The 22,742-nt window shown below is 70.8% G+C and carries 17 protein-coding genes; 4 read left to right on the top strand and 13 right to left on the bottom strand.

Annotated elements, in window-relative coordinates; all coding sequences use genetic code 11:
- Nucleotides 1-6 precede the first annotated feature (6 nt).
- Both Q9R33_RS10775 and Q9R33_RS10780 read left to right on the top strand, forming a co-directional pair.
- Nucleotides 7-393, top strand: a complete 387-nt coding sequence (locus Q9R33_RS10775; RefSeq protein WP_310247105.1) for a Rid family hydrolase — start codon at nucleotides 7-9, stop codon at nucleotides 391-393.
- Nucleotides 393-1,652 (top strand): alanine racemase, encoded by a 1,260-nt coding sequence (locus tag Q9R33_RS10780; RefSeq protein WP_311293725.1) that lies wholly within the window; start codon nucleotides 393-395, stop codon nucleotides 1,650-1,652. The genes Q9R33_RS10775 and Q9R33_RS10780 overlap by 1 nt, the downstream gene beginning before the upstream one ends.
- A 19-nt stretch (nucleotides 1,653-1,671) precedes the next feature.
- On the opposite strand, the gene Q9R33_RS10785 is transcribed toward Q9R33_RS10780, so the two are convergent.
- From Q9R33_RS10785 to Q9R33_RS10805, 5 genes are all read right to left on the bottom strand, one after another.
- Nucleotides 1,672-2,973, bottom strand: coding sequence for an MFS transporter (locus Q9R33_RS10785; protein ID WP_311293726.1), 1,302 nt, complete (start codon nucleotides 2,971-2,973; stop codon nucleotides 1,672-1,674).
- Nucleotides 2,966-3,733 carry a fumarylacetoacetate hydrolase family protein gene (locus tag Q9R33_RS10790; protein WP_311293727.1) on the bottom strand — a complete coding sequence of 256 codons (768 nt, stop codon included), beginning with the start codon at nucleotides 3,731-3,733 and terminating at the stop codon, nucleotides 2,966-2,968. Before Q9R33_RS10790 ends, Q9R33_RS10785 begins: the two co-directional genes overlap by 8 nt.
- Before the next feature lie 114 nt (nucleotides 3,734-3,847).
- The gene (locus Q9R33_RS10795; RefSeq protein ID WP_311293728.1) at nucleotides 3,848-4,954 is read right to left on the bottom strand and encodes a branched-chain amino acid aminotransferase; all 1,107 of its coding nucleotides are present in this window, start codon (nucleotides 4,952-4,954) and stop codon (nucleotides 3,848-3,850) included.
- 61 nt (nucleotides 4,955-5,015) lie between these two features.
- Nucleotides 5,016-6,068 carry a 3-isopropylmalate dehydrogenase gene (locus tag Q9R33_RS10800; RefSeq protein ID WP_311293729.1) on the bottom strand — a complete coding sequence of 351 codons (1,053 nt, stop codon included), beginning with the start codon at nucleotides 6,066-6,068 and terminating at the stop codon, nucleotides 5,016-5,018.
- A 7-nt stretch (nucleotides 6,069-6,075) separates the two neighbouring features.
- On the bottom strand, nucleotides 6,076-7,617 hold the full coding sequence (locus tag Q9R33_RS10805; protein WP_396654092.1) for an MFS transporter: 1,542 nt from the start codon (nucleotides 7,615-7,617) through the stop codon (nucleotides 6,076-6,078).
- Between the two features lie 63 nt (nucleotides 7,618-7,680).
- Here Q9R33_RS10805 and Q9R33_RS10810 point away from each other — a divergent pair, with 63 nt between their 5' ends.
- A complete protein-coding gene (locus Q9R33_RS10810; protein ID WP_056367639.1) occupies nucleotides 7,681-8,226 on the top strand; it encodes a TetR/AcrR family transcriptional regulator in 546 nt (181 codons plus the stop codon).
- 87 nt (nucleotides 8,227-8,313) lie between these two features.
- On the opposite strand, the gene serA is transcribed toward Q9R33_RS10810, so the two are convergent.
- The 7 genes from serA to Q9R33_RS10845 form a co-directional block, all read right to left on the bottom strand.
- Nucleotides 8,314-9,918: a phosphoglycerate dehydrogenase gene (serA, locus tag Q9R33_RS10815; protein WP_056367640.1), complete on the bottom strand. Its 1,605-nt coding sequence runs from the start codon at nucleotides 9,916-9,918 to the stop codon at nucleotides 8,314-8,316.
- Nucleotides 9,919-10,057: 139 nt separating this feature from the next.
- Nucleotides 10,058-10,432 carry a bacitracin resistance protein gene (locus tag Q9R33_RS10820; RefSeq protein ID WP_235560164.1) on the bottom strand — a complete coding sequence of 125 codons (375 nt, stop codon included), beginning with the start codon at nucleotides 10,430-10,432 and terminating at the stop codon, nucleotides 10,058-10,060.
- Entirely contained in the window at nucleotides 10,429-10,974 is a 546-nt protein-coding gene (locus tag Q9R33_RS10825; protein ID WP_311293730.1) for a DNA polymerase III subunit gamma/tau, read from the bottom strand. The genes Q9R33_RS10820 and Q9R33_RS10825 overlap by 4 nt, the downstream gene beginning before the upstream one ends.
- Before the next feature lie 75 nt (nucleotides 10,975-11,049).
- Entirely contained in the window at nucleotides 11,050-11,904 is an 855-nt protein-coding gene (locus tag Q9R33_RS10830; protein WP_311293731.1) for a peptidoglycan-binding protein, read from the bottom strand.
- An 82-nt stretch (nucleotides 11,905-11,986) separates the two neighbouring features.
- Nucleotides 11,987-15,214, bottom strand: coding sequence for a lamin tail domain-containing protein (locus Q9R33_RS10835; protein ID WP_311293732.1), 3,228 nt, complete (start codon nucleotides 15,212-15,214; stop codon nucleotides 11,987-11,989).
- A 97-nt stretch (nucleotides 15,215-15,311) separates the two neighbouring features.
- Nucleotides 15,312-16,028 (bottom strand): copper homeostasis protein CutC, encoded by a 717-nt coding sequence (locus Q9R33_RS10840; RefSeq protein WP_311293733.1) that lies wholly within the window; start codon nucleotides 16,026-16,028, stop codon nucleotides 15,312-15,314.
- An 82-nt stretch (nucleotides 16,029-16,110) separates the two neighbouring features.
- Nucleotides 16,111-16,317 (bottom strand): hypothetical protein, encoded by a 207-nt coding sequence (locus tag Q9R33_RS10845; RefSeq protein ID WP_056367649.1) that lies wholly within the window; start codon nucleotides 16,315-16,317, stop codon nucleotides 16,111-16,113.
- Nucleotides 16,318-16,516: 199 nt separating this feature from the next.
- Here Q9R33_RS10845 and Q9R33_RS10850 point away from each other — a divergent pair, with 199 nt between their 5' ends.
- On the top strand, nucleotides 16,517-20,752 hold the full coding sequence (locus tag Q9R33_RS10850; protein WP_311293734.1) for a BTAD domain-containing putative transcriptional regulator: 4,236 nt from the start codon (nucleotides 16,517-16,519) through the stop codon (nucleotides 20,750-20,752).
- A gap of 88 nt (nucleotides 20,753-20,840) precedes the next feature.
- Here the strand turns inward: Q9R33_RS10850 and Q9R33_RS10855 are convergent, their stop codons facing one another.
- Nucleotides 20,841-22,676 carry a 5'-nucleotidase C-terminal domain-containing protein gene (locus Q9R33_RS10855; RefSeq protein ID WP_311293735.1) on the bottom strand — a complete coding sequence of 612 codons (1,836 nt, stop codon included), beginning with the start codon at nucleotides 22,674-22,676 and terminating at the stop codon, nucleotides 20,841-20,843.
- Between the last annotated feature and the right edge of the window lie 66 nt (nucleotides 22,677-22,742).

Here is a 22,742-nt window from a genome sequence, read left to right on the forward strand (position 1 = left end):
AACCCCATGACCAAGCAAGCCGTCCTCATCGAGAACGCTCCGAAGCCCGCCGGGCCATACAGTCACGGCGTCGCCGCCGCGGGCCTGCTCTTCACCGCGGGGTTCGGCCCGCAGGACCCCGCGACGGGAGAGGTCGTGCCCGGCGGCGTCTACGAGCAGACGCAGCAGGTGCTGCGCAACGTCGGCAGCGTGCTCGCCGCCAAGGGCGCCTCGTTCGACGACGTCGTCAAGGTGACGGCGCACCTGCAGCACCTCAAGCGCGACTTCGCCGAGTACAACCGCGCCTACGCCGAGTTCTTCACCGAGCCCTACCCGGTGCGCACCACGGTCGGCTCCGACCTGTACGACATCCTCGTCGAGATCGACGTCGTCGCCGTCCTCCCGGGCGAGTGATGTCAGCCCCGCAGCGCGGTGTCGCGGCTCGCCTGCTCGACGCGGGCGACAAGGCGCTGCCGTCGGATGCCGCGGGCCTGACCGTCGCCGGATTCCTGGCGCGCAGGCCACGGCTCGCCGACCTGTGGACGCCCCTCGTCGTGCTCGACGACGGCGTGCTCGACGACAACATCGCGTTCCTGGCCGGCTGGGTGGCCGCGCGTGGGCTCGAATTGATGCCGCACGGCAAGACCACGATGGCGCCGCAGCTGTGGCGTCGGCAGCTTGAGGCGGGAGCCACCGGCATCACGGTGGCGAACCCCTCGCAGCTGCGCGTGGCGGTGGATGCCGGCATCCCGGCGATCATGCTCGCCAACCAGCTCGTGCAGCCGGAGGCGATCCGCTGGACCGCCGACGTCGTCGCGGCGGGCACGAGGATCTGGAGCTGGGTCGATGACGTCGCCGGGATCGAGGCGATCGAGCGTGCCCTCAGCGAGCCGGCGGAGCGTCCGCTCGAGGTTCTCGTGGATGTGGGCCGTCCCGGTGGCCGCACGGGCGCCCGATCGCTCGAGGCGGCGGTCGCGGTGGCCGAACGCGCGGCGGCCTCGCCGGCCGTGCGCCTCGCCGGCGTCACCGGGTACGAGGGCTCTGTCGCGCACGGGCGCGGCGAAGAGGCGCTGGCATCGGCGAAGGCGTACATCGACGAGCTGCTCGCCGTCCACGACGCGGTGGCCGAGTTCTACGACGACGGCGACGTGCTGGTGTCCGCCGGCGGCAGCGCCTATCCGGACGTGGTCGGCGCGGCGTTCGCCGCCGCAGCCGTCGGCGGCGACCGCGCGCGTTTCGTCCTGCGCTCGGGGGCGTACCTCGTGCACGACCACGGCTACTACCGGCAGAACTCGCCGTTCGAGGGATCGGGACTCCGCCCCGCGGCGCGCGGACTCGCACGAGTGGTGTCGCGACAGGACGCCGACACGGCGATCGTCGATGCCGGCAAGCGCGACTTCCCATACGACGAGGGGCTGCCGACGCCGCTGTACGCGATCACGAGGGACGGTGGGCGGATGCCGCTTCCCGGCGCCGAGACGACCAAGCTCAGCGATCAGCACGGCTTCGTGCGCATCGGGCGCGATTCGCCGCTGTCCGTGGGCGATCTCGTGGTGTTCGGACTCTCGCACCCGTGCACGATGCTCGACAAGTGGCGGCTCGTGCCGGTGGTGGATTCGGTGGATGATCTCGAGGCGGCGATCGTGACCGACCTCGTCGAGACGCTGTTCTGACGGGCGGCCTGTCGGGCGGTCAGGCGCCCGACGCGGCCTCCGGCGCCCGCGCGGTGGACGCCCGCCAGCCCAGCGGAGATAGCACCACCGAGGCGGCGACGAGCACCATCACGACGAGCGCGAGCCCGCCGTAGCCGATCCAGCCGAGCAGTGCGCCGGCGGTGATCGCGCCGAGGCCGCCGACGATGCTCATCGTGAAGTCGCTGATCCCCTGCCGCCTGGTGCGCAGCTCCTCCGACGACGACTCGGTCAGCAGCGTCGAGCCGGCGACCGTCGACGCGCTCCACCCGAGCCCGAGCAGCACCAGCGCGACCGTCACCGCCGTCGTCGAGGCCTGGCCGAACGACGCCGTCAGCAGCGCGGCGGCGAGCAGCACCTGACCCGCGAGGATCGTCGGGACGCGGCCGACCTTGTCGGCGAGGATGCCGAAGACCGGCGAGAGCATGTACATGCCGGCGATGTGCAGGCTGATCGTGAGACCGATGATCGACAGGGTCGCGGCCTCCGTCGCGCCATGCGTCAGGTGCGCCAGGTGCACGGGCGTCATCGCCATGACCGAGACCATCGTGCCGTGGGCCGCGGCGACGGCGAAGATCGCGTAGCGCGCAGCCACGGGCCGGTCGGCCTTGGCGATCGTCCGGCTCGCCGCCTTCGCGGAGGCCACGACGCGCTGCGCGAGCAGCAGCGGGTCGGGTCGCATCGCGACCAGATAGAGGACGATGGCGAGCCCCTGCGCGACGATGGTGAACAGGTACGCACCCGTCAGCGGCGGCATCCCGATGGCGCCGCCGATCAGTTCGCCGGGACCGGTGAGGTTCGGGCCGAGGACCGCTCCCACGGTGGTCGCCCACACCACGATCGACAGATCCCGGCCGCGGGAGGCATCCGTCGCGAGATCCGCCGCGGCGAAGCGGGACTGCAGGTTCGCGGCCTGCCCTGAGCCGATGATGAGGAATCCCGCGAGCAGGACCGGGAACGATCGCAGCGCGACGGCGAAGATCACGAGGCCGACACCGATGAGTGCGACGGCCATGCCCATGGTGAGTGACAGCCTGCGGCCGCGGCGGCGGGCGATCGCCGCGAGCGGCACCGCCGTCAGCGCCGTGCCGAAGGTGACGGCGGCCGCCGCCAGCCCCGAGAACGCGTCTTCGCCGGACAGCTCGGCCGCGAGCACCGCGCCCAGCGACAGCGTCGCACCGAACGCGAGCCCGCCGAGCACCTGCCCGCCCGACAGGACCCATACGGTGCGTCGCTGGACGCGCGCGAGCTCGTCTTCGGTCGGCGCGATGTCGACCGCCGGTTCTGATCCGGTCTCAGCCATCGCGGGCGGGATTGCGGAGCGTCCCGAGCCCGGTGATCTCGACCTCGACGGTGTCACCCGCGCTGATCTGGCCAACGCCGGCGGGGGTGCCCGTGAGGATGACGTCGCCCGGCAGAAGCGTGAAGGCGGCCGAGGCGAAGGCGATGACATCGGCGAGCGAGAAGATCATGTCGCTGATCGGACCCTGCTGGCGCACCTCGCCGTTGAGACGGGTCGTGATGACCGCGGGGCCGTTGACGTCGAAATCGGTCTCAATCGCCGGGCCCAGCGGGCAGGACGTGTCGAAGCCCTTGGCGCGCGCCCACTGGCCGTCCGACTTCTGCCAATCGCGTGCCGTGAGGTCGTTCGCGATCGTGTAGCCGAAGACGTAGTCGAGCGCGTGCTCGGCCGAGACGTTCTTGGCGATGCGGCCGATGACGGCGGCGAGCTCGCCCTCGAAGCTGATGAAGTCAGACCCCTTGGGCAGCACGACCGCGTCGCCGGGGCCGATCACCGACGTGTTCGGCTTGAAGAACAGCATCGGCGACGTCGGCACGTCGTTGCCCAGCTCGGCAGCGTGGTCGCGGTAGTTGCGGCCGACCGCCACGATCTTGGAGCGGGGGATCACGGGCGCCAGCAGCGCGACATCGGCGAGCGGCACGCGCTCCCCCGTCGTCTCGTAGCCGGCGAACATCGGGTCGCCCGCGAGGACGACCAGCTCGCCCTCGTCGACGATTCCGAATCTGATGGCGTCGTTGTGGCTGAAGCGCGCGATCCTCACCCGCTCAGCCTAGCGAGAAGCGCCGACGCCGGCCCCGGTGGCGTGCACCACAACGACGGAGCGGACGGATGCCGCAGCATCCGTCCGCTCCAGAGGAGTCGGTGTGAGCGCCGCTCAGTCGTCGAGGCGCACCAGCCAGTTGTGCTTGTCCTCCCGGCGGCCGTACTGGATGTCGGTGAGCTCCTCGCGCAGCGAGAGGGCGAGCGAGCCGGTCGGCTGCTCGTCAAGGAAGTCCTTGCCCTTGAGCACGCCGATCGGGGTGACCACGGCGGCCGTACCGCAGGCGAACACCTCGACGATGTCGCCCGACGCGACGCCCTGACGCCACTCGTCGAACGACACGGCACGGCCCTCGACTTTGTGGCCACGGTCGGCGGCGAGCTGGAGGATCGAGTCGCGCGTGATGCCCTCGAGGATCGAGTCGGACTGCGGAGTGACGATCGTGCCGTCCTTGTAGACGAACACGACGTTCATGCCGCCGAGCTCCTCGACGTTGCGGTCCTGGTCGAGGAAGACGACCTGGTCGCACTCGTTCTCGTACGCCTCGGACTGGGGCAGCAGGCTCGCGGCGTAGTTGCCGCCCGTCTTGGCCGCACCCGTGCCGCCCTTGCCGGCGCGGGCGTAATCCTCGCTGAGCCAGATCGACACCGGCTGCACCCCGCCCTTGAAGTAGGCGCCGGCGGGCGAGGCGATGACGTAGTAGCCGACCTTGTGCGCGGGGCGGACGCCCAGGAACGCCTCCTTGGCGAACATGAAGGGGCGCAGGTACAGGCTCTGGTCATCGCCCGACGGCACCCACGCGCCATCGACGGCGATGAGCTCGCGCAGCGACTGGATGAAGTACGAGACCGGCAGTTCGGGCAGCGCGAGGCGGCGGGCGGAGCGCTGCAGCCGGCGGCCGTTCTGATCGGGACGGAACGTGTGGACCGAGCCGTCCGCGTGGCGGTAGGCCTTGATGCCCTCGAAGATCTCCTGGCCGTAGTGCAGCACCGCCGCGGCGGGATCGAGCGACAGCGGGCCGTACGGCTGGACGCGCGGTCGGTGCCATCCGCCGCCGACCGACCAGCAGATGTCGACCATGTGGTCGGTGAAGCTGGTGCCGAAGCCGGGGTTCGCGAGGATCTCCTCGCGCTGCGCCGTGGTCTTCGCCTGGAGGTTGCGGTTGACGGTGAACTCGAGAGGCGCGAGCCCGGTGTCGGGATCGGAATCGATGAGGGTCATGACGAGCCTGTGCTTTCGTGCGGTCGAGCCGCTGGATGGAGAGGCGCTTGCCGGTTCCAGGTTACGCCGGGAGCCGGCCGGCGATGGCGTCGCCGATCTGCGCGGTGGTGCGCGCTGCGGTGCCCCGGTTCGCGATGTCCGCTTCGACAGCCGTGGTGACGCGCTGTGCCTCGTCGGTGAGCCCGAGGTGATCGAGCAACAGTGAGACGGAGAGGATCGCGGCCGTGGGATCGGCCTTCTGCTGTCCTGCGATGTCGGGCGCCGATCCGTGCACGGGCTCGAACATCGAGGGGAACGCGCCGTCGGGGTTGATGTTGCCCGAGGCTGCGAGGCCGATGCCACCGGTCACGGCGCCGGCCAGGTCTGTGAGGATGTCGCCGAAGAGGTTGTCGGTGACGATCACGTCGAAACGGCCCGGGTTCGTGACCAGGAAGATGGTTGCCGCGTCGACGTGCAGATAGTCTACGGCGACGTCGGGGTGCTCCCGCGCCACGTCGTCGACGAGCCGCTTCCAGATCCCGCCGGCGTGCACCAGCACGTTGGTCTTGTGCACGAGGGTGAGCTTCTTGCGGCGGCGCTCGGCGAGGTCGAACGCGTAGCGCACCACCCGCTCGACGCCGAAGGCGGTGTTCACCGAGGTCTCGTTGGCGACCTCGTGCGGCGTGCCGGTGCGGATCGATCCGCCGTTGCCGACATACGGCCCCTCGGTGCCCTCGCGGACGACGACGAAGTCGATGTCGCCCGGCTCGGCCAGCGGCCCCGGTACGCCCGGGTACAGCTTCGACGGACGCAGGTTGACGTAGTGGTCGAGCTCGAACCGCAGCTTGAGCAGCAGCCCGCGCTCGATGTTCGCGTTCTTCAGCCGCGGGTCGCCGGGCACTCCCCCGACGGCGCCCAGGAGGATCGCATCGTGCGTCTTGATCGCGTCGAGGTCGTCGCCCGTGAGCGTGTCGCCGGTCTCGAGGAAGCGGGCGGCGCCGAGCGAGTACCGCGTCTTCTCGAAACGGATGCTGCTGCCCGCGGTCGCGGCGTCCAGCACCTTCTCCGCTTCGGCGATGACCTCCGGACCGATGCCGTCACCCGGGATGACGGCCAGCTTCACGACACGCGACATGGTGCTCCTACGACTTCTGGCGGGACCCTCCCAGGGTAGTGGCCGCGATGACCCCTGCGACGACCACGAGGGCCGCTCCGATGAGCGCAGTCACCGTGACCCCGGCGTCGAACGCCGTGGCCGCCGCTTCGAAGAGCGCCTCGCCCGTGGCCCCGCCGAGCTGGTCGGCCGCGTGCACCGCACCCGCCAGGGTCTCGGACGCCGCCGCGGCCGCGGCATCCGGAACACCGTCCGGCACCACGAGATTCGTGCGGTAGAGAGCCGTCAGGATGCCGCCCAGCACCGTCGTGCCGAGAACAGCACCGAGCTCGTACGCCGTCTCCGAGACGGCGCTCGCGGCACCCGCCTTCGCGGGCGGTGCGCTCGAGAGCACGAGTTCGTTCGACACGGTCTCGGCCGCGCCGATGCCGATGCCGAGCGAGATGAACGCCGCGACCAGCGTGCCGATGCTGTCCGGCCCGGTGGCGAACGCCACCGCGATGTAGCCCGCGACGGAGAACACCAGGGCGATCGGGACGACGATCCGTGCAGGCCACTTCTTCGAGATCGGCACGACGGCGAGGCCCGCCAGGATCATCATCGCGAGGCCCGGGACGAGTGCGAGACCGGCTTGCATCGGCGACAGCCCGACGATGAGCTGCAGGTGTTGCGCGACGAAGAAGAGGAAGCCGACCAGCGCGATCACGCTGAGGAGGTTCACCAGCAGCGCACCGCTGAAAGTGCCGAGGCCGAACAGCCGCATGTCGAGCATCGGGGTCTTGGCACGGAGCTGGCGGCGTACGAAGAGGACACCGAAGCCGAGGCCGACGAGCATCGGCAGCCACGCGGCGACGGTGAACCCGTGCACCGCGAGTTCCTTGATGCCGTAGACGACCGGGATCATCGTCGCCATCGACAGCGCGATGCTGAGCGGGTCGATGCGGCCGGGGTTCGGGTCGCGGCTCTCGGGCACGAGCAGCGGCGCGAGCACCAGAAGCGGGATCAGCACCGGCACCGACATGAGGAACACCGAGCCCCACGAGAAGTGCTCGAGCAGCAGTCCGCCCACGATCGGGCCGAGCGCCGCTCCCGCGGAGAACATCGATGCCCAGACCGCGATCGCGAGACGTCGCTGATCGCGGTCGGTGAAGATGCTGCGCAGCAGCGAGAGCGTCGACGGCATCAGCATCGCGCCGAACACGCCCATCGCCGCGCGGGCTGCGATGAGCCACGCGGCGCTCGGCGCGAAAGCCGCGAGCACCGACACGGCGGCGAAGCCGGTCGCGCCGATGAGCAGCATCCGTCGCCGGCCGAACCGGTCGCCGAGCGTGCCCATCGTGACGAGCAGGCCCGCGAGCACGAGCGGATACGCGTCGATGATCCACAGCTGCTGGGCGCTCGAAGGCCCGAGTTCGAGGGCGATCGACGGCAGCGCGAAGCTCAGCACCGTGTTGTCGACCGACACGAGCAGCACCGGCAGCATGAGCACGACCAGCGCCGCCCAGCCGCGCCAGCCGACCTTCCGGCCCTGGGCGTCGGCGAGCGAGAGTTCTTGAGTGAGAGTCATCATTTCTATACCGTCCAGCCGGTATAGTAACAGGATGCTCCGACACCTGTCGATACCATCGAGGCCATGAGTCGTCCTCCCCTCGCCCGCGAGAAGGTGCTCGATGCCTTCGAGCAGATCCTCATCGAGGAGGGCGAGCGCGCGGCGACGATGGACGCCACCGCGAAGGCCGCGGGGGTCTCCAAGGGCGGACTGCTCTACCACTTCGGCACGAAGGAGGCTCTCGAAGCCGCGCTCATCGAACGGCTGCGGGCGCTCGTGCAGGCGGACGTCGACCTGATGGCGTCCGCGCCGGAGGGCCCCATCGCCTACTTCCTGCACACGTCGGTCATGGCGAACGACCCGATCGACCGAGCGATCCTCGCGACATCGCGACTCGCACAGGGGGGTGACGCGACGGCGAGCGACGCGCTGCGTCACATCAGAGATGACTGGGCCTCCGTGCTTCGGCCCCACACGAAGGACGCCACGGCGCTCGATCTCGTGATGCTCGTGAGTGACGGCCTCTACTTCAACAACGCGCTCGCGGGCGGCTCCATCCCCGGCCCGGTCCCGCGCGGCGAGGCGCTCGACGCGCTGGTCGCGCTCGTGGAGCGCGCCGCGCGCCCCTGACCTCCGCCGGGTCTGGCCCGCACGCGACGACGGATGCCGCGCCCTGGCCCTCGCCGAGGACTCAGGGACGCGGCATCCGTCGTGGAATCAGGACTCGGTGATCTCGATCTGGCGGAACAGGTCTGCCTGGATCGCGGTGCTCACCTCGTCGAGCAGGGCGTCGGGCACCGGCGAGTCGACCGTGAGGACCGACAGCGCCTGGCCGCCGGCCGTCTGGCGCGCGATCTGCATGCCGGCGATGTTGATGCCCGCCTCGCCGAACTTCTGGCCGTAGATCGCGACGATGCCGGGTCGATCGGTGTACAGCATGACGACGTGGTTCGTCTCGATCGGCAGCTCGATCGCGTAGTCGTTGATGCCGACCAGCTTCTCGACCTGCTTCGGGCCGGTGAGCGTGCCCGAGATCGCGAGCTGCGAGCCGTCCGACAGGGCGCCGCGCAGCGTGATGACGTTGCGGTACTCGGGGCTGTCGTCGTCGACGAGCAGGCGCACCTCGACACCGCGCTGTTCGGCGAGCAGCGGCGCGTTCACGTACGACACGGTCTCGCTGACGATGTTCGTGAAGACGCCCTTGAGGGCGGCGAGCTTGAGCACGCTGACGTCGTAGCCTTGCAGCTCGCCGTGCACCTCGACGTCGAGGCTCGTGAGCGGCGACCGCGCGAGCGCCGAGAAGATCTGACCGAGCTTCTCGACGAGCGGGATGCCGGGGCGCACGTACGGGTCGATGACGCCGCCCGCGACGTTCACGGCGTCCGGAACGAGCTCGCCGCCGAGCGCGAGGCGCACGGACTTCGCGACCGAGACGCCCGCCTTCTCCTGTGCCTCTTCCGTGGAGGCGCCGAGGTGCGGGGTGACGACGACGTTCGGGAGGTCCAGCAGCGCCGCGGCGGTGCCGCCCTCCGCCGGGGGCTCCGACGTGAACACGTCGAGGCCGGCGCCCGCGATCTCGCCCGCGGTGAGGGCGGCGTGGAGGGCCTCCTCATCGATGAGGCCGCCGCGCGCGACGTTGACGACGTACGCCGTCGGCTTCATGATCTTGAACTGCTCGGCGCCGATCATGCCCGTGGTCTCGGGGGTCTTCGGCATGTGGATCGTGACGAAGTCGCTCTGCTCGAGCAGCTCGTCGAGCGTGACCAGCTGCACACCGAGCTGCTGCGCGCGGGCGCTCGTGACGTAGGGGTCGTACGCGATGACGCGCACGTCGAACGCCTGCAGGCGTGCCGTGATGAGGGCGCCGATCCGGCCGAGGCCGATGATGCCGACGGTCTTCTCGAAGAGCTCGGTGCCGGTGTACGAGCTGCGCTTCCAGGCGCCGCCCGCGAGCGACGCGTGCGCGGCGGGGATGCGGCGCGCGAGGCTGAGGATGTGGCCGACCGTGAGCTCGGCTGCCGAGATGATGTTCGAGGTCGGCGCGTTCACGACCATGACGCCGGCGGTGGTGGCCGTCTTGATGTCGACATTGTCGAGGCCGACGCCGGCGCGGGCGACGACCTTGAGGACGGGGGCCGCGGCGATCGCCTCGGCGTCGATCTTCGTCGCCGAGCGGATCAGCACCGCGTTGGCGTCGGCAAGGGCCGAAAGAAGCGCGGGGCGGTCGGTGCCGTCGACGTTGCGCACGTCGAAGTCGGGACCCAGGGCATCGATCGTGGCGGGAGAGAGCTCTTCGGCGATCAGGACGACAGGCTTCGGCACGGGTGTTCCTTAGTGGGGCGGTGCGCGAACGCGCGGAGCAGAACCGGATGCCGCGCCGCACGCCGTCGGGGGGCGAGGCCGGTGCCAGCCTACCGCCCGCGAGGCGAGGCGCCCGACCGTGTGACGACCTGCGACAGGCTCAGCCCAGGAAGGATGCGGAGTTGAGCGTCGTGTACGCGACGACGTTCAGCCAGAACACCGCCACCAGCGCGAGGCCGGTGAGCATCACGAGGAGCAGCTCGTGCGGTGCCCGTCGGTGTCCGATCGCGAACGCTCCGCCCCACACCAGCAACGGGAACACTGCGGCGAAGATCCAGATGAACCAGCCGAGGGCGTTGAGTGTGACACCCGCGCCGCCGAACGTCTGAAGCGTGATCACGAGGTTGCCGATCGCGTTCCAGACGGCGTACGCGTAGAACAGGCCCACGGCGCCCGAGATCGTCGCCACGAGCCACGTGGGCGTCTTGCCGCGCTTCGCGGCCGAGGGCGCAGCATCCATCACGTTCTCGCTCATTGTCCGATCGCCCCGATCATCACGAAGGGCCAGGGCAGCAGCAGGACGACTCCGGCCGCGAGCCACGTGAACCGCAGCCACGCGCGCGAGGTGCGGGTGAGCAGCAGGGTGGTGGCGAACCACAGCAGCGGGGCCAGGACGGCGAGCCACAGGCTCCCCTGGTACATCACGTCGGTCACGAGGTACTGAGCCCTGCCCTGTAGGCGCAGGCCGCCGATGAGCCAGCCGATCGCATAGAGGGCATACACGCCGCCGAGCACACCGAACGCGATCAGCGCGCCGTTGCCCATCGGCTGACGGCCCGCGGTGACGGCCGGCGCCTCGGACGAGCCCTCGGGCACCGATCCGGCGGCCGGCGCATCCGTGGAGTCCAGCGTCTCGCTGCCTTTGCCCACGGCGGTGAAGCCCTTCGGGAGCTCCGCAGTCGTCGACGCGGGTCGCGTCTCGAGCTCATCCTCCGGCTCTGCGGCCGCACCGTGGTCGAGCGTGGGATCGTCGTCGCCGTCCCAGGTGAGGGCGTCGTCGTCGCGTCCGGTCGTCACGTTCTCAGCGTAGTGCCGCGGCCCGGCAAGCCCGGATGCCACCCGCGCTGGTCGCGGCACCCGGGCCCGCGTCGCTCATTCGAAGAGCCGAAGCATCAGCGTGTGCCAGGTGTCCGGGCCCACGATGCCGTCGACGGGCGGCGCGAACAGCTGCTGGAACTCACGGACCGCGGCGTCGGTGGCCGGACCGAAGTCGCCGTCGACGGCGAGGCCGGCGAGGAGCGTCTGCACGGCGCGCACGGCCTCGCCCTTCGCCCCGCCCGGGCCGTCACCCTGCTTCACGGTGATGATGAGGCTCGGCCAGTCCAGCTGCCCGAGCGTGGTCGAGATCTCGACGGCGCGCAGCGTCTGCTGGAAGGTCTTGACGGCCTGACCGCTCTGCGGTCCGAATGCACCGTCGGCCGCGATGGTCGCGCCATGCGCACGCAGCAGGTGCTGCGCGGCGAGGACGCGCCAGTTCGTGGCCTGCGACGACCCCTGCTTGACGAGCGCCCACGGGCGGTCGCCCGGCCTGAACGTGCTGAAGAACGACCAGGTCTCGCGACCGGCGACGCTGTCGAGGGTGAGGCCCCACGACTCCTGGAAGAACTCGACCCGCTCCTTGGTGATCGGGCCGAAGTCCCCGTCCACGACGAGCGGGTCCTCCCCCGGCGATCGCGCGAGCCCGAACTGCTGCACGGCGCGGACGGCGTCGCCGGTCGACCCCTGGTGCACCGCGATGACGAGCTTGGGCCAGGTCACGGGTCCGACGATGCCGTCGGCGGGCACGCCCTGCGCGGTCTGGACGGCGGAGACCGCGGCCGCGGTCGCGGGCCCGTAGTCGCCGTCGACGACGACGGCATGCCCATGCGCTCTCAGCAGGTACTGGATGCCGGGGACGATCGCCGCTGACGATCCCGGCCCGACGGTGCTCCATGGTTCGACGTTCATGACGGCTCCTCTGATCTGGGGGTGGACTGGGGGGCGTGCCGCCCCTCATGCTTGCGAGGCGTCGCCGGCGCGCCGTGATACCTCAGTCCCGCACGGTGGAGACGGCATCCGTCTCCACCGCCTTCGCGTACTGCAGCGCCAGCGGCACCGCGAACGCGTCGTCCTCCTCGGTGTAGCGGTGCTGCAGTCCCTGCGCAAGGATGCGCCAGGGACGTTCGTTGGACGCGGTCGCGGCGTCGCCGTCGTCGGGGAGGAACTGCGTGTAGTCGTACGGATGACTCGCCGTGGCGCCGAGCGGCACCGAGAACGTGTCGACCGCGAGCATTCCCGCGGCGAGATCGACCTGGAGCAGTCGCTGGAAGCCCGTCGCCCGCTCCCCCGTCGGCGTGCGGAACTCCTGATAGTCGGCGAGCGCCTCGAGCACGGTGTGCCCGGGGATCCCCCCGGCGTTCTCGGTGATGATCGCGCCGAGCCCGTGGAAGTGCCCCGACAGCACGAGAACGACGTTGCGGTTCGGCGCGACGACCCGCTCCCACAGCAGATCGCCGTGCGAGACCCATCGCGAGGTCGTCGAGCGCTCCGCCTCGTCGGTGGCCGTCGCCGGCATGAGGTGCTCGTGCGTCGAGATGACGACGTTCGCATCGCGGTGGGCGGCGACGACGTCCTGTGCCCAGGCGACCTCGCGCTCGCCGTACGCGTACGGCAGCGAGATCATCACGAACCGCGCGCCGCCCGCCGCGAACGACGACCAGTTCGCGCTGTTGTCGTCCGCGGTGAGCGAACCGCCGAACCACGGCCGGTCGCGATATCGCTCCGGCCCGAAGTACTCGTTGAAGAGGTCGTTGCTCACGCCGCGCTTGTTGTCGTGGTTGCCCGGAAGCACGCTGTTCGCGATTCCGTTCGCATCCAGCACGCCTTGCAGCCGCGATGCCACCTCGTACTCGCGGCGGGCACGCTCCTCCGTCTGGCCCGGATCGACCCAGTTCTGGATGAGATCGCCCGTGTGGGTGACGAAAGCGAGCTTTCGCGCGTCGGCGTTCTCCGCCAGCCACGCCACCTCTCCCGCGTACACCTCGGGGTACGCCTCCGAGTAGTACTGCGTGTCGGTGATGTGCCCGAGAGCCAGGTCGTAGTCCGCGGGGTCGGCGAGCCCGTCCGCGTCGGCCGCCGCCGACTCCGCTCTCGGCACCACCTGCACCAGCAGGTCGACCGCGCCGCCGACGACCTCTTCGCCGCGCACGACTCCGTCGAGTCGCACCGATGCGGTGGCTGCGGCATCCGCTGCCGTCAGTGCGCCTGCGGCTTCGTCGAGAGCGCGCCATCCCGCCCGGCCCGTGGTGCCGGCGGCCGGAGCCCAGACCGACAGCCGCACTTCGGCCCGCCCGACGGTGCGGCCCTGCCACGAGATGGTGCCACCGCCGTCGGGCACCCGCACGCGCATCCGCACGTAAGGCAGGTCGTACCCGTCGTCGCGCGCCGTCAGTCCTGCGACTGAGACCTCCTGCTCGCCCGGTGCCGTCCTGCTGGTGAGCGGCGAAGGCCAGGAGCCGGCGTGGGCGGCCAGCACCTCCAGCGGCGTGCCGTCGCCGGCCTGCGGGGCGACGGCGACGGCCGCGGCCCGGCCGACAGCCGCATCGACGGCTTCCGATCGGGCGTCGTCGAGCGCGCGTCGGATCACATCGTCGGCAGACACCGCACGGCGCACGGCGAGGACGCCCGGGCTCGCCGGGGCGGGGACGAAGTCGCTCGCGTCATCGCCGGTGAACGCGACGCGCTGCAGTGTCTCGCCGCGCACCCGATCCACGGCGAAGGTCGACAGTGCGAGTCCCTTCGTGCAGGGGCTCGGGGCGTCCACGCTGCTGTCCATCTCGTTGCGGTGGAAGACGCCGACGCTGTCGACACGGCGCCCTTCGGCGTCCTGCACCCACACCCCCGCGCCCGCAAGCTCGAGCGGGTCGGCGTACGCCGCGCTGGCCACGCCGGCCGCCGGTGTTCCTTCGAGGGCGGCTGTCCACGTGTCGTCGGGGCCCAGCACCGTGCCCGGAGCCACGACGGCGAGGTCGTCGAACCTGCGGAAGCCGTCGGCACCGCACGCGACCAGCGTCCAGCCCGAGATGTCGACCTCGCGTGCTCCGAAGTTCGCGAGCTCGACGAAGTTGCGCCGAGGCACCCCGTCGATCTCGGGGTCGGTCGCGATCTCGCTCACCGCCACCCCCGGCCGATCGTCGTACGCGAACGCCGTCGCGATCGAGGAGGCCGCCGAGGGCGACCGCTCCGCGTTCGGGGCCCCCGGTGTGCGACTCGCGATCGCGAAGCCGCCATCGGCCTGCCGCTGCCAGCTCTCCCCGGTGCGGTAGTCCAGCGTCGAGGTCAGCTTGTCGCGGCCGGTCTGGCAGGCGGTGTCCTCGCGGGAAGACACTCCGACTCCGTCGACCCGGCGTCCGTCGGCGTCGACGAGGAGCACACCGTGCACGGGGTCGGCCAGCGACGTCTCGACGCGGATGTCAGCGTCTTCCGCGAATCCGGGACCGCCGATCACCAGACGCTCCCCCGGTCGCAGCGTCGCGCTCGCGTCGAACACGTGCTGGAGCGCCTCGCTCGGGGCGGCCCCGGTGGCGGTGCAGCGGTAGAGCCGCCAGCCGTCGAGGTCCACGACCACCGGGCCGGCGTTCTCGAGCTCGACGAAGTCGTCGCTGCGCCCGGCCGGGCCTGCCGCGGCGATCTCCGACACCCGCACCGGCTCGTCGCCGGCGACCGCAAGCACGTTCGCCCCACCAGGGGTCGCGATCGCGCGCACCCAGCGCCCGTCGGCGGACGCCCCGGCGCGCTGCCAGCTCTCGCCGAGCGCCGCCGCTGTGGTCACCGGCAGCTCGACACCCCCGCATTCCGACGTCGTCGGCGCAGGATCGTCCGAGTACACCGCGAGAGCGTAGACGGTCTCGCCCGACGGTGCGATGACGATGAGCCCGTATCCGCGCTCAGAGAGCCGGGTCGTCGGGAACGCCCGCCGCTCCCCCGCCGCGAGGACGACTGCGCCCAGGTCGGCCTCGGGATCCGACGGGCGGGCCCGCAGACCTTCGTCGTCGCAGCGGAAGACCGCGTACCCCGTGAGATCGACCGGGCGATCACCGGGATTCGCGAGTTCGAAGAAGCCGGAAGCCGAGCCCCGAACTCCTGCCGGCGCGACCTCGACGAGCGACACCGTGCCCGTCGACGTGACGATTCGGGGCGATTCCGCCGCACCGGCAGGACCGCCGACCGAGGCCGCAATCCCGACGAGGAGGATGGAGGCCGCAAGGAATGTGGTCACACGTTTCGTGGCGCGCACGCCATGACGGTGACCCGGCGAAGTGAACCGGCACGGGCCTGGCGGCGATCATCCGGTGTACGGCTGCGGGACGGTTGCCTCAGCCGGCGGCGGCGACGGCCGCCGCCACGACCGCAGGGTCGGTGACGTCGTGGCCCGGCGACCCGCCGCCCGGGCCGGACGGAGCATCGTGGCCCGCGCGCGCTCGCGCCGACAGGTGCACCGCGTCGACCCCGGCCGCGAACAGTGCCGGGATGTCGGCCGGCTGCACGCCGCCGCCCGCCATCACCTCGACAGCCCCCGAGCGCTCTGCGAACACCGCCAGCATGGCGAGGCCGTCGATGGAGCGCGGCGCACCGCCCGAGGTCAGCACACGGTCGACCCCTTCGGCCACCAGCGCGTCGAAGACGGCCGACGGATCGGCCGCGGCGTCGACGGCCCGGTGGAACACGAGCGTCGCGGGGCCCGCAGCATCCCGCCATCGGCGCAGCGTCTCGACGTCGAGGCCGCCCGCCGAGGTCAGCGCGCCCACGACCACACCGCCCGCGCCGCGATCCACGCACGCGCGGATGTCGGCCGCCACGAGCGCGACCTCGTCGGGGTCGTAGACGAACCCGCCGCCGCGAGGACGGACGAGCACGTTCACGGTCGCGGGGTCGACGGCGGCCAGCACGGCTTCGAGGGTCGCGAGCGACGGCGTCAGCCCGCCGACGTCCAGGGCTTGGCACAGCTCGAGGCGAGCCGCTCCCGCGGCGAGCGCGACGCGCGCTCCTGCAGGGTCCTGGACGGCGATCTCGACAGGGCGCGGTGCGGACATGCCGCGAGCCTAGTCCGACGGTGCGCCCGGCCGCAGACATGGTGAGACCCGCCGCGCTCCCGGGCGGCGGGTCTCGACGGATTCAAGAGAATCGCAGCTGCCGCGGCCTCGTGAAGAGGTGACGGAACCACACTCCGATGCCTGCGACGACGTGCGACGCCGGGCTCTCGGGCGTGATCGTCGCGCCGCGGTCGGCGATGCTGCGGAGAATCTCGTTCTCGCGATCCAGGGCGGCCGCCCGCTCGCGATCGAGCCGGTCGGCCGTGTAGGTCAGGGTGTTCCCGTCCATGGCCGTTCCTTTCATGATGCTCGCCCGGGTTGGCGAGGGTTGTGTGATGTGAGTCGCGGTCGCGGTGCGGTGATACGCCGGGCCGTGAACACAGCGTCGCGGCATCCGGTATCGGGATCGGGCGCGTCCGGTACTGGTCCGGTACTGATCAGGGGCGGATGCCGTTGACGCTCGTATCGGCGGAGATCACACTGCAAAGATGGCCATCAGGGTCTTGGGGCCGCTCGACACGGGGACCGAGCACACCCTGAGCCCGCGGGAGCGGGTGGTTCTCGCCGCACTGATCGTGCGAGCGGGACGCACTGTCGCGCCGGGCGACCTCGCGGAGGCGTGCTGGGGCGAGGATCCGCCGCGCACATGGCCGCAGCAGGTGAAGACCTGCGTGGCCCGCATCCGGGCCGGGCTCGGGAGCGCCGCCGTGGTGACCCGGGGCTCCGAGTACACGCTGGGGATCGATCCCGCGACGATCGACGCGTTCGAGTTCGAGCGCGTGGTCTCGAGTGCGCGGCAGCATGCCCTGCATGACGAGCACGATCGCGCGGTCGACGCGTACCGGCGCGCGCTCGAGCTGTGGCGCGGCGAACCCTACGCGGAGCTGGTCGACTGGGCGCCCGCGGCGATCGAAGCCGAGCGTCTCATCGAGATCCGCGACAGCGCCCAGGAGGAGCTGCTCGAGGCCCGCCTCGCCGAAGGCGAGCACCGCGCGGTCATCGCCGACGCCGAGCGCCTCGTGCGCGCGGCCCCGCTCCGCGAGGATCGCTGGGCGATCCTCGCGATCGCCAACTACCGCGCCGGGAGGCAGGCCGAGGCGCTCGCCACCGTGCGCGCCGCTCGCACGCGACTCGTCGACGAACTCGGCATCGACGTCGGGCAGCGGCTGCGCGAACTCGAGGCGTCGATGCTGCGGCAGGATCCGGCCCTCGCCCTCGTCAAGACGCTGCATCGCGTGAGCGACGCGTGCCCGTACCGCGGCCTGGCGGCCTTCTCGACCGCCGACGCGGACGAGTTCTTCGGACGCGAGAGCGACATCGAGGCGCTCCTGCAACGCGTACGGCCGGGAACGCTGACCGCGGTGGTGGGGGCGTCCGGCTCGGGGAAGTCGTCGCTGGTGTTCGCGGGCCTGCTCCCGCACGGCTCGGAGGGCCGCCGCGTGGCTATCGTCACCGCGGGACGCGAAGCCGCGCCGCGACTTCGCGGACGGCTCGAGCAGCGGGGCGCGGCCGACCTCGTCGTCGTGGACCAGTCGGAGGCGGTGTTTCAGCTCCCCGAGCGCGAGCAGGAGGAGCTGTGCGCGCTCGTCGCAAGTGTCCTGTCGACCGGGTCGGCGGTGATCATGACCCTCCGCAGCGACTTCCTCGACCGCGCGACGGGGCTGCCTCACATCGGAACCTTGATCGGCCGGGGCGTCTACGCGATCGGGCCGCTCAGCCTCGCCGGTCTGCGAGAGGCGATCGAATACCCGGCCACCCGCGCCGGTCTCCGGCTCGAGCCGGGACTCGTCGAAGTGATCGTGAGGGATGCCGCCGACCGGCGCAGCACGCTTCCCCACGTCTCGCACGCCCTGGTCGAGACCTGGGTCCGGCGCGAGGGAGCGACGCTCACCGTCGCCGGGTACGAGGCGTCCGGAGGTCTCGTCGGCGCCATCGCCCAGTCGGCCGAGAGTCTCTACAGGTCGCTCGACGCCGAGGATGCCGATGCGTGCCGATCTCTGATGCTGCGACTCGTGCACCGTGGCGCCGACGGCGCCTCGGTTCGGCATACCGGTCAGCTCGCACCGCTCGTCGCGGACCCGGCGCGCCGCAGGGTGCTCGACCGCCTGGTCACCGCGCGACTCCTGACCACCGACGGGGACGAGGTGACGATCGCCCATGAGTCCGTCGCGACGGCGTGGCCGCGCCTTGACCGCTGGCTCGAGGAGGACGCCGAGGGAGCGCGCCTCGTCCCGGTCGTCGCGACGGCGGCGGAGCTGTGGAACGGGTCCGGCCGGCGGGACGAGGACCTGCTCCGCGGAGCGCGCCTGCAGGCGGCGCTGGACTGGCGTGGCGAGGCGCAGCCCGACCTCACCGCCGTGGAGCGGGAACTGCTGGACGCGTCGGCCGAACGCGAGCAGGACGAGCTGCGCGAGCTCGGCGAGCGCGCCGCCCGCGAGAAGCGGAGCAACCGACGGTTGCGGTGGGCGGTGGGAGGTGCGGGCGTGCTGCTGGTGGCGGCGATCGTCGGCGGAAGCCTCGCGGTCGTGCGGGGCGGGGAGGCGCAGGTCGCTGCCGAGAACGCGAGCGTCGAGGCACTCGTTGCGACGTCGCTCTCGCTGCTCGACCAGGACCGCGAGGTCGCCGCATTGCTCGCCGCTGAGGCGTACCGCCGATGGCCCGACGATCCGCGGACGCGATCCGCGCTCTGGGGTGTCGTGACGAACTCCGGAGGCGTCGTCGCCGTCCACCACGGGGCCGACGCGTCAGTCCCCTGGCTCGATGTCATTCCGGGGACGGGCACCGCGGTGCGAGTATCGGCGGCTCCGACCGATCGCACAGCGTCGACGGTCGACATCGTGGATCTGGCGACCGGCGACTCACTCGACGTGCTCGACGCCGAGCTGCCGGCGGCGGTCGCCGGGTCGGAGCGGAGCGTCTCGGTGAGTCCCGACGGATCTGCTGCGGCGATCACCGTCTTCGTCTCCACTGATCCGGTAGATGCGGACGAGTGCTGCTGGACGCACCTTTCGGTGATCGATCTCGCGAGGGGACGAGCCCACCCGGAAATCGACGTGGTTCGAGCCATGTTGTGGCCTGGCGCGGTGTGGGATGCGGCGGGTCGGAGTCTGTTCATGGTCGACGCGGAGACGGCCGAACTGATCGCGGTCGACTCGGCGTCAGGCGTCGTGCGGGTATCGAGCGGCTGGGCGCCCTCCCCGCCTTCGAACATGGACGACGTGCAGGTGTACGCGAGCCCCGCCATCGTCGACGAGGAACTCGTCGCCGTCGGCGCAGGCCACGAGATCCGGTTGCACGAACAGGATTCACTCGCGCTCGCGCGAACGATTCCACTCGACAGCGACAGATCGAGCGAAGCGATCATCACCGACGGCGGGGGTGGATTGGTGGCCGCAGGGTGGGACGGCACGGTCCGCATCGCCTCCGACGGAACCGTCCTGTGGCGCCGCAACGTGGAACCGACGGAGACCTGCGTAACGCTGCATCTCGTAAGCCCCGACACGATCGCCTGCGGATCATACGGAGGATTGTCGATCCTCGATCTCCACACCGGCGAGGCGACGGGTGCGCGTGCGCCACTGCAGTACAACCGGAAGGCGTTCTTCGAAACCATCGACGATCAGTCCCTGCTCGCGTTCCCCACGATCCCGCCGGTCTGGCTGCGCTGGCGGATCGACGGCGGTGGCGCGGGCGCGGAGGTCGTCGCGAAAGGACGCGAGCTGCTCGAGGGCCCCGAGGCAGGAGGCTCACTCGTCGTCACACAGCCATCAGGTGGCGGGCCGATGCGGCTGTGGGACATCGACCGCGACGTCGCCGTCGGCGAGGAGTCGGCGAGGATCGTGCCGCTCGGCAGCGGAGTGGTGGCACGCTTCGCCGAGTACGAGTCAGGCCCGTTGTACGCGCGGTACTGGCAGCAGTGGGGGCGGCCGACGCTCGAGCACGTGTCGACGGGCGACGAGATCCCCCTGCGCATCGGCGATCTGCCCGACTCGGTGAACGTCTACCCGGGGGGCTGGGCGACCCCGGCCTTCGCCGCATGGCCTGGCGCCGTGGTCGCCTTCGACCCTTCGACGGGCGAGGCCCTCGGACCGATCATCAGGCTCGCCGAAGGGCGCTTCACCGACGTGGGTTCGATCAGCGAAACGCCCGACGCGACGCGCGCCGTGATCACCTGGTGGAACGTGGAGCGGGCCACCTCGGAGACCGGGGTCTTCGAGATCTCGACCGGAGACCTCATCGCGCGCGGTCTCTACGGCCTGGAGGGGAGCCTGGCCGTCGACGACGACCGCTTGGTCGGCGTCGCGGAGGATGAAGCCCGGATCTACGACCTGCGCACACTCGAGCCGCTCGCCGCCCTTGCGCGGGCTGCAGGCGGCGGCAACCGGATCGCGGTCAGCGCGGACGGTCGCACGCTGCTGAACGTCGGGTACAACAACACGCTCACGCTCTACGATCTGGCGGGGAACGTCGCCCTCGCGGGTCCGCTCGACGGTGCGGCGGATGCGACTCTCATCGCCGGCGGGTTCCTCACCGCCGACGGCGAGAGCCTGATAGAAGCCCTGCCCAGCGGCATCCGGATCTGGGACCTGGGCGCCCGGCAGCAGTCGACCCACGCGTGCACGCTGGCCGGCCGAGAGCTCACCACGGACGAATGGACGACGTACTTCCCCGGCGAGGAGCGTGTCGAGACGTGCGCAGCGCTCGCCTCCGCTGCCGGTGAATGAAGCCCACGGGGCGCGCGGATCCCGAGCAGGAATTCGCCGCAGGATGCTCGCTCACCCCCGCGCCCGCGCTTCACCGGGCCGCGCGTGGTCAGAACACCGGCACCCCCGCGCGCACCAGCCGCCAGTTCGCGACGTGGAAGTCGGCGGGGTCGATCACTCCCGTCGCCGAGGCGTACGCCACAATCGCCTCGCGGATTGCGACCTGCGCGTTGTAGACCACGGGCGCGGTCGCGACGTGCGGGAACCCGCCGCCACCTGATTGCCGATAGTTGTTGATCGCCACCACGAACCGCTGGTCGGCCGGCACCGGCGCTCCGCCGAAGGCGAGGTTCGCGATGCGCGAACCCTGGGGCTGGGAGATGTCGATGTCGTATGTGACGCCCGAGAACTGGTCGAAGTTGTAATCCGGGGTGTTGAGCGCGTTCGTCCAGGTCGCGGGCGCGACCGGAGCGTCGGGTGCCACCTGCTGGAAGTACTTGGCCGAGTATTCGAGATAGTCCTTGATCTGGGCGCCCGTGATCACCGACCCGAGCAGCGTGTTGTCGTAGATGTACAGCCCCGCGACGTCCTTGATCGTGACCTGCCCGGCCGGGAACGTCGCGGCGCGGTTGAACGGCGCCGCGAGGGAGATGATCGGAAGGGATGCCTCGGGGGTGCCGGCGATCGCCTTCGACACGGTGTCGATCTGCACGTGGTGGATGTAGTCGAGGATCGCGGTGTCTTTCCAGCACGACTCGGCGGCAGAGAGCACCTCGGTGGAGGTCGCGACCGGCGTGTTGACGTACGCGACGACGGCGTCGTGCTGCGCCTTCACGACCTGGACGAGCGCGGGGTCGTCGGCGACCGTGTTCGTGTTGACGGTGAGGGACTTCGCTCCGGTGACCGCCCACTTGCCGCGGTCGATCGTGAGCGTGAGGTCGAACACGCTGAGGCGCTGACCCCAGTTCTTCGGCTCGCTCATGACGACCTGCCTGCCCGTAGCCTTGTTCGTCACGAACCGCTGCGGGACGTCCTGGTGGGCGTGACCGAAGAGGACCGCGTCGATGCCGGGCACCTGCTCGGCCAGCAGGGCGGACGCGTTCTCGACCGGGATGTCGGAGCCGTACGACGACAGCCCGCTGTCGCCCGCGTGCACGCTCACGACGACCACGTCGACGCCCTCCGCCCGCATCACGGGCACCCAGCGCGCCGCCGACTCTACGACGTCGAGCACGTCGATGCGGCCGCTCACGTTCGCCTTGTCCCAGATGACGACGCCGGGGTTGGTGAGGCCGAGCACGCCGACGCGGATCGGCTTGTAGCCGGGAATGTTCATCTTCTTGACGACATAGGGGCGGAACGCGGGATCGGTCGTGCCCGCGTGCACGGCGTTCGCGGCCAGGGCCGGGGCATCCAACTGTGAGATCCAGTTGTCGAGGAAGTCGAGCCCGTAGTTGAACTCATGGTTGCCGAGGGCCACGGCGTCGTAGCCGATCGCGTTGAACGCGGCCGCGATCGGATGCATCGCACCCGACGCGGTGACCGGGTCGACGGTCGCGTAGTAAAAGCCCAGCGGCGACCCCTGAATCGTGTCGCCGGCGTCGAACAGCAGCGTCCGGCCGCGTCCCCGATCTGCACGGATCTGGTTCACGAGGCTCGACACGCGAGCCAGCCCGATCGTGTTGCCCGCACTGTCGCTGTAGGCGGCGTCCTTGTAGTAGTCCCAGTTGAGCGCGTTCGCGTGGATGTCGGATGTGCCCATGACGGTGATGGTCACGGACTTCCCGCCGGGTGCGGCCAACGCCTGCGGCGACTGCACCCATCCGGCCGCGGCGAGCACACTCGCCGCGGAGACACCCACGAGGAAATTGCGTCGACTCAGACCCGAGTGGGGCGGGTTCTCCGCCGTGGTCCCGAGGTCGTGGTCGGATGCGTGATCAGGCATGTTTTCTCCCATGGCGAGGATCGAACCACGCTCCCGGGCACGGCGACAAGAGTCCGCGGATGAGGA

This window comes from Microbacterium sp. PRC9 (assembly GCF_031844125.1).
Classification (GTDB): Bacteria; Actinomycetota; Actinomycetes; order Actinomycetales; family Microbacteriaceae; genus Microbacterium.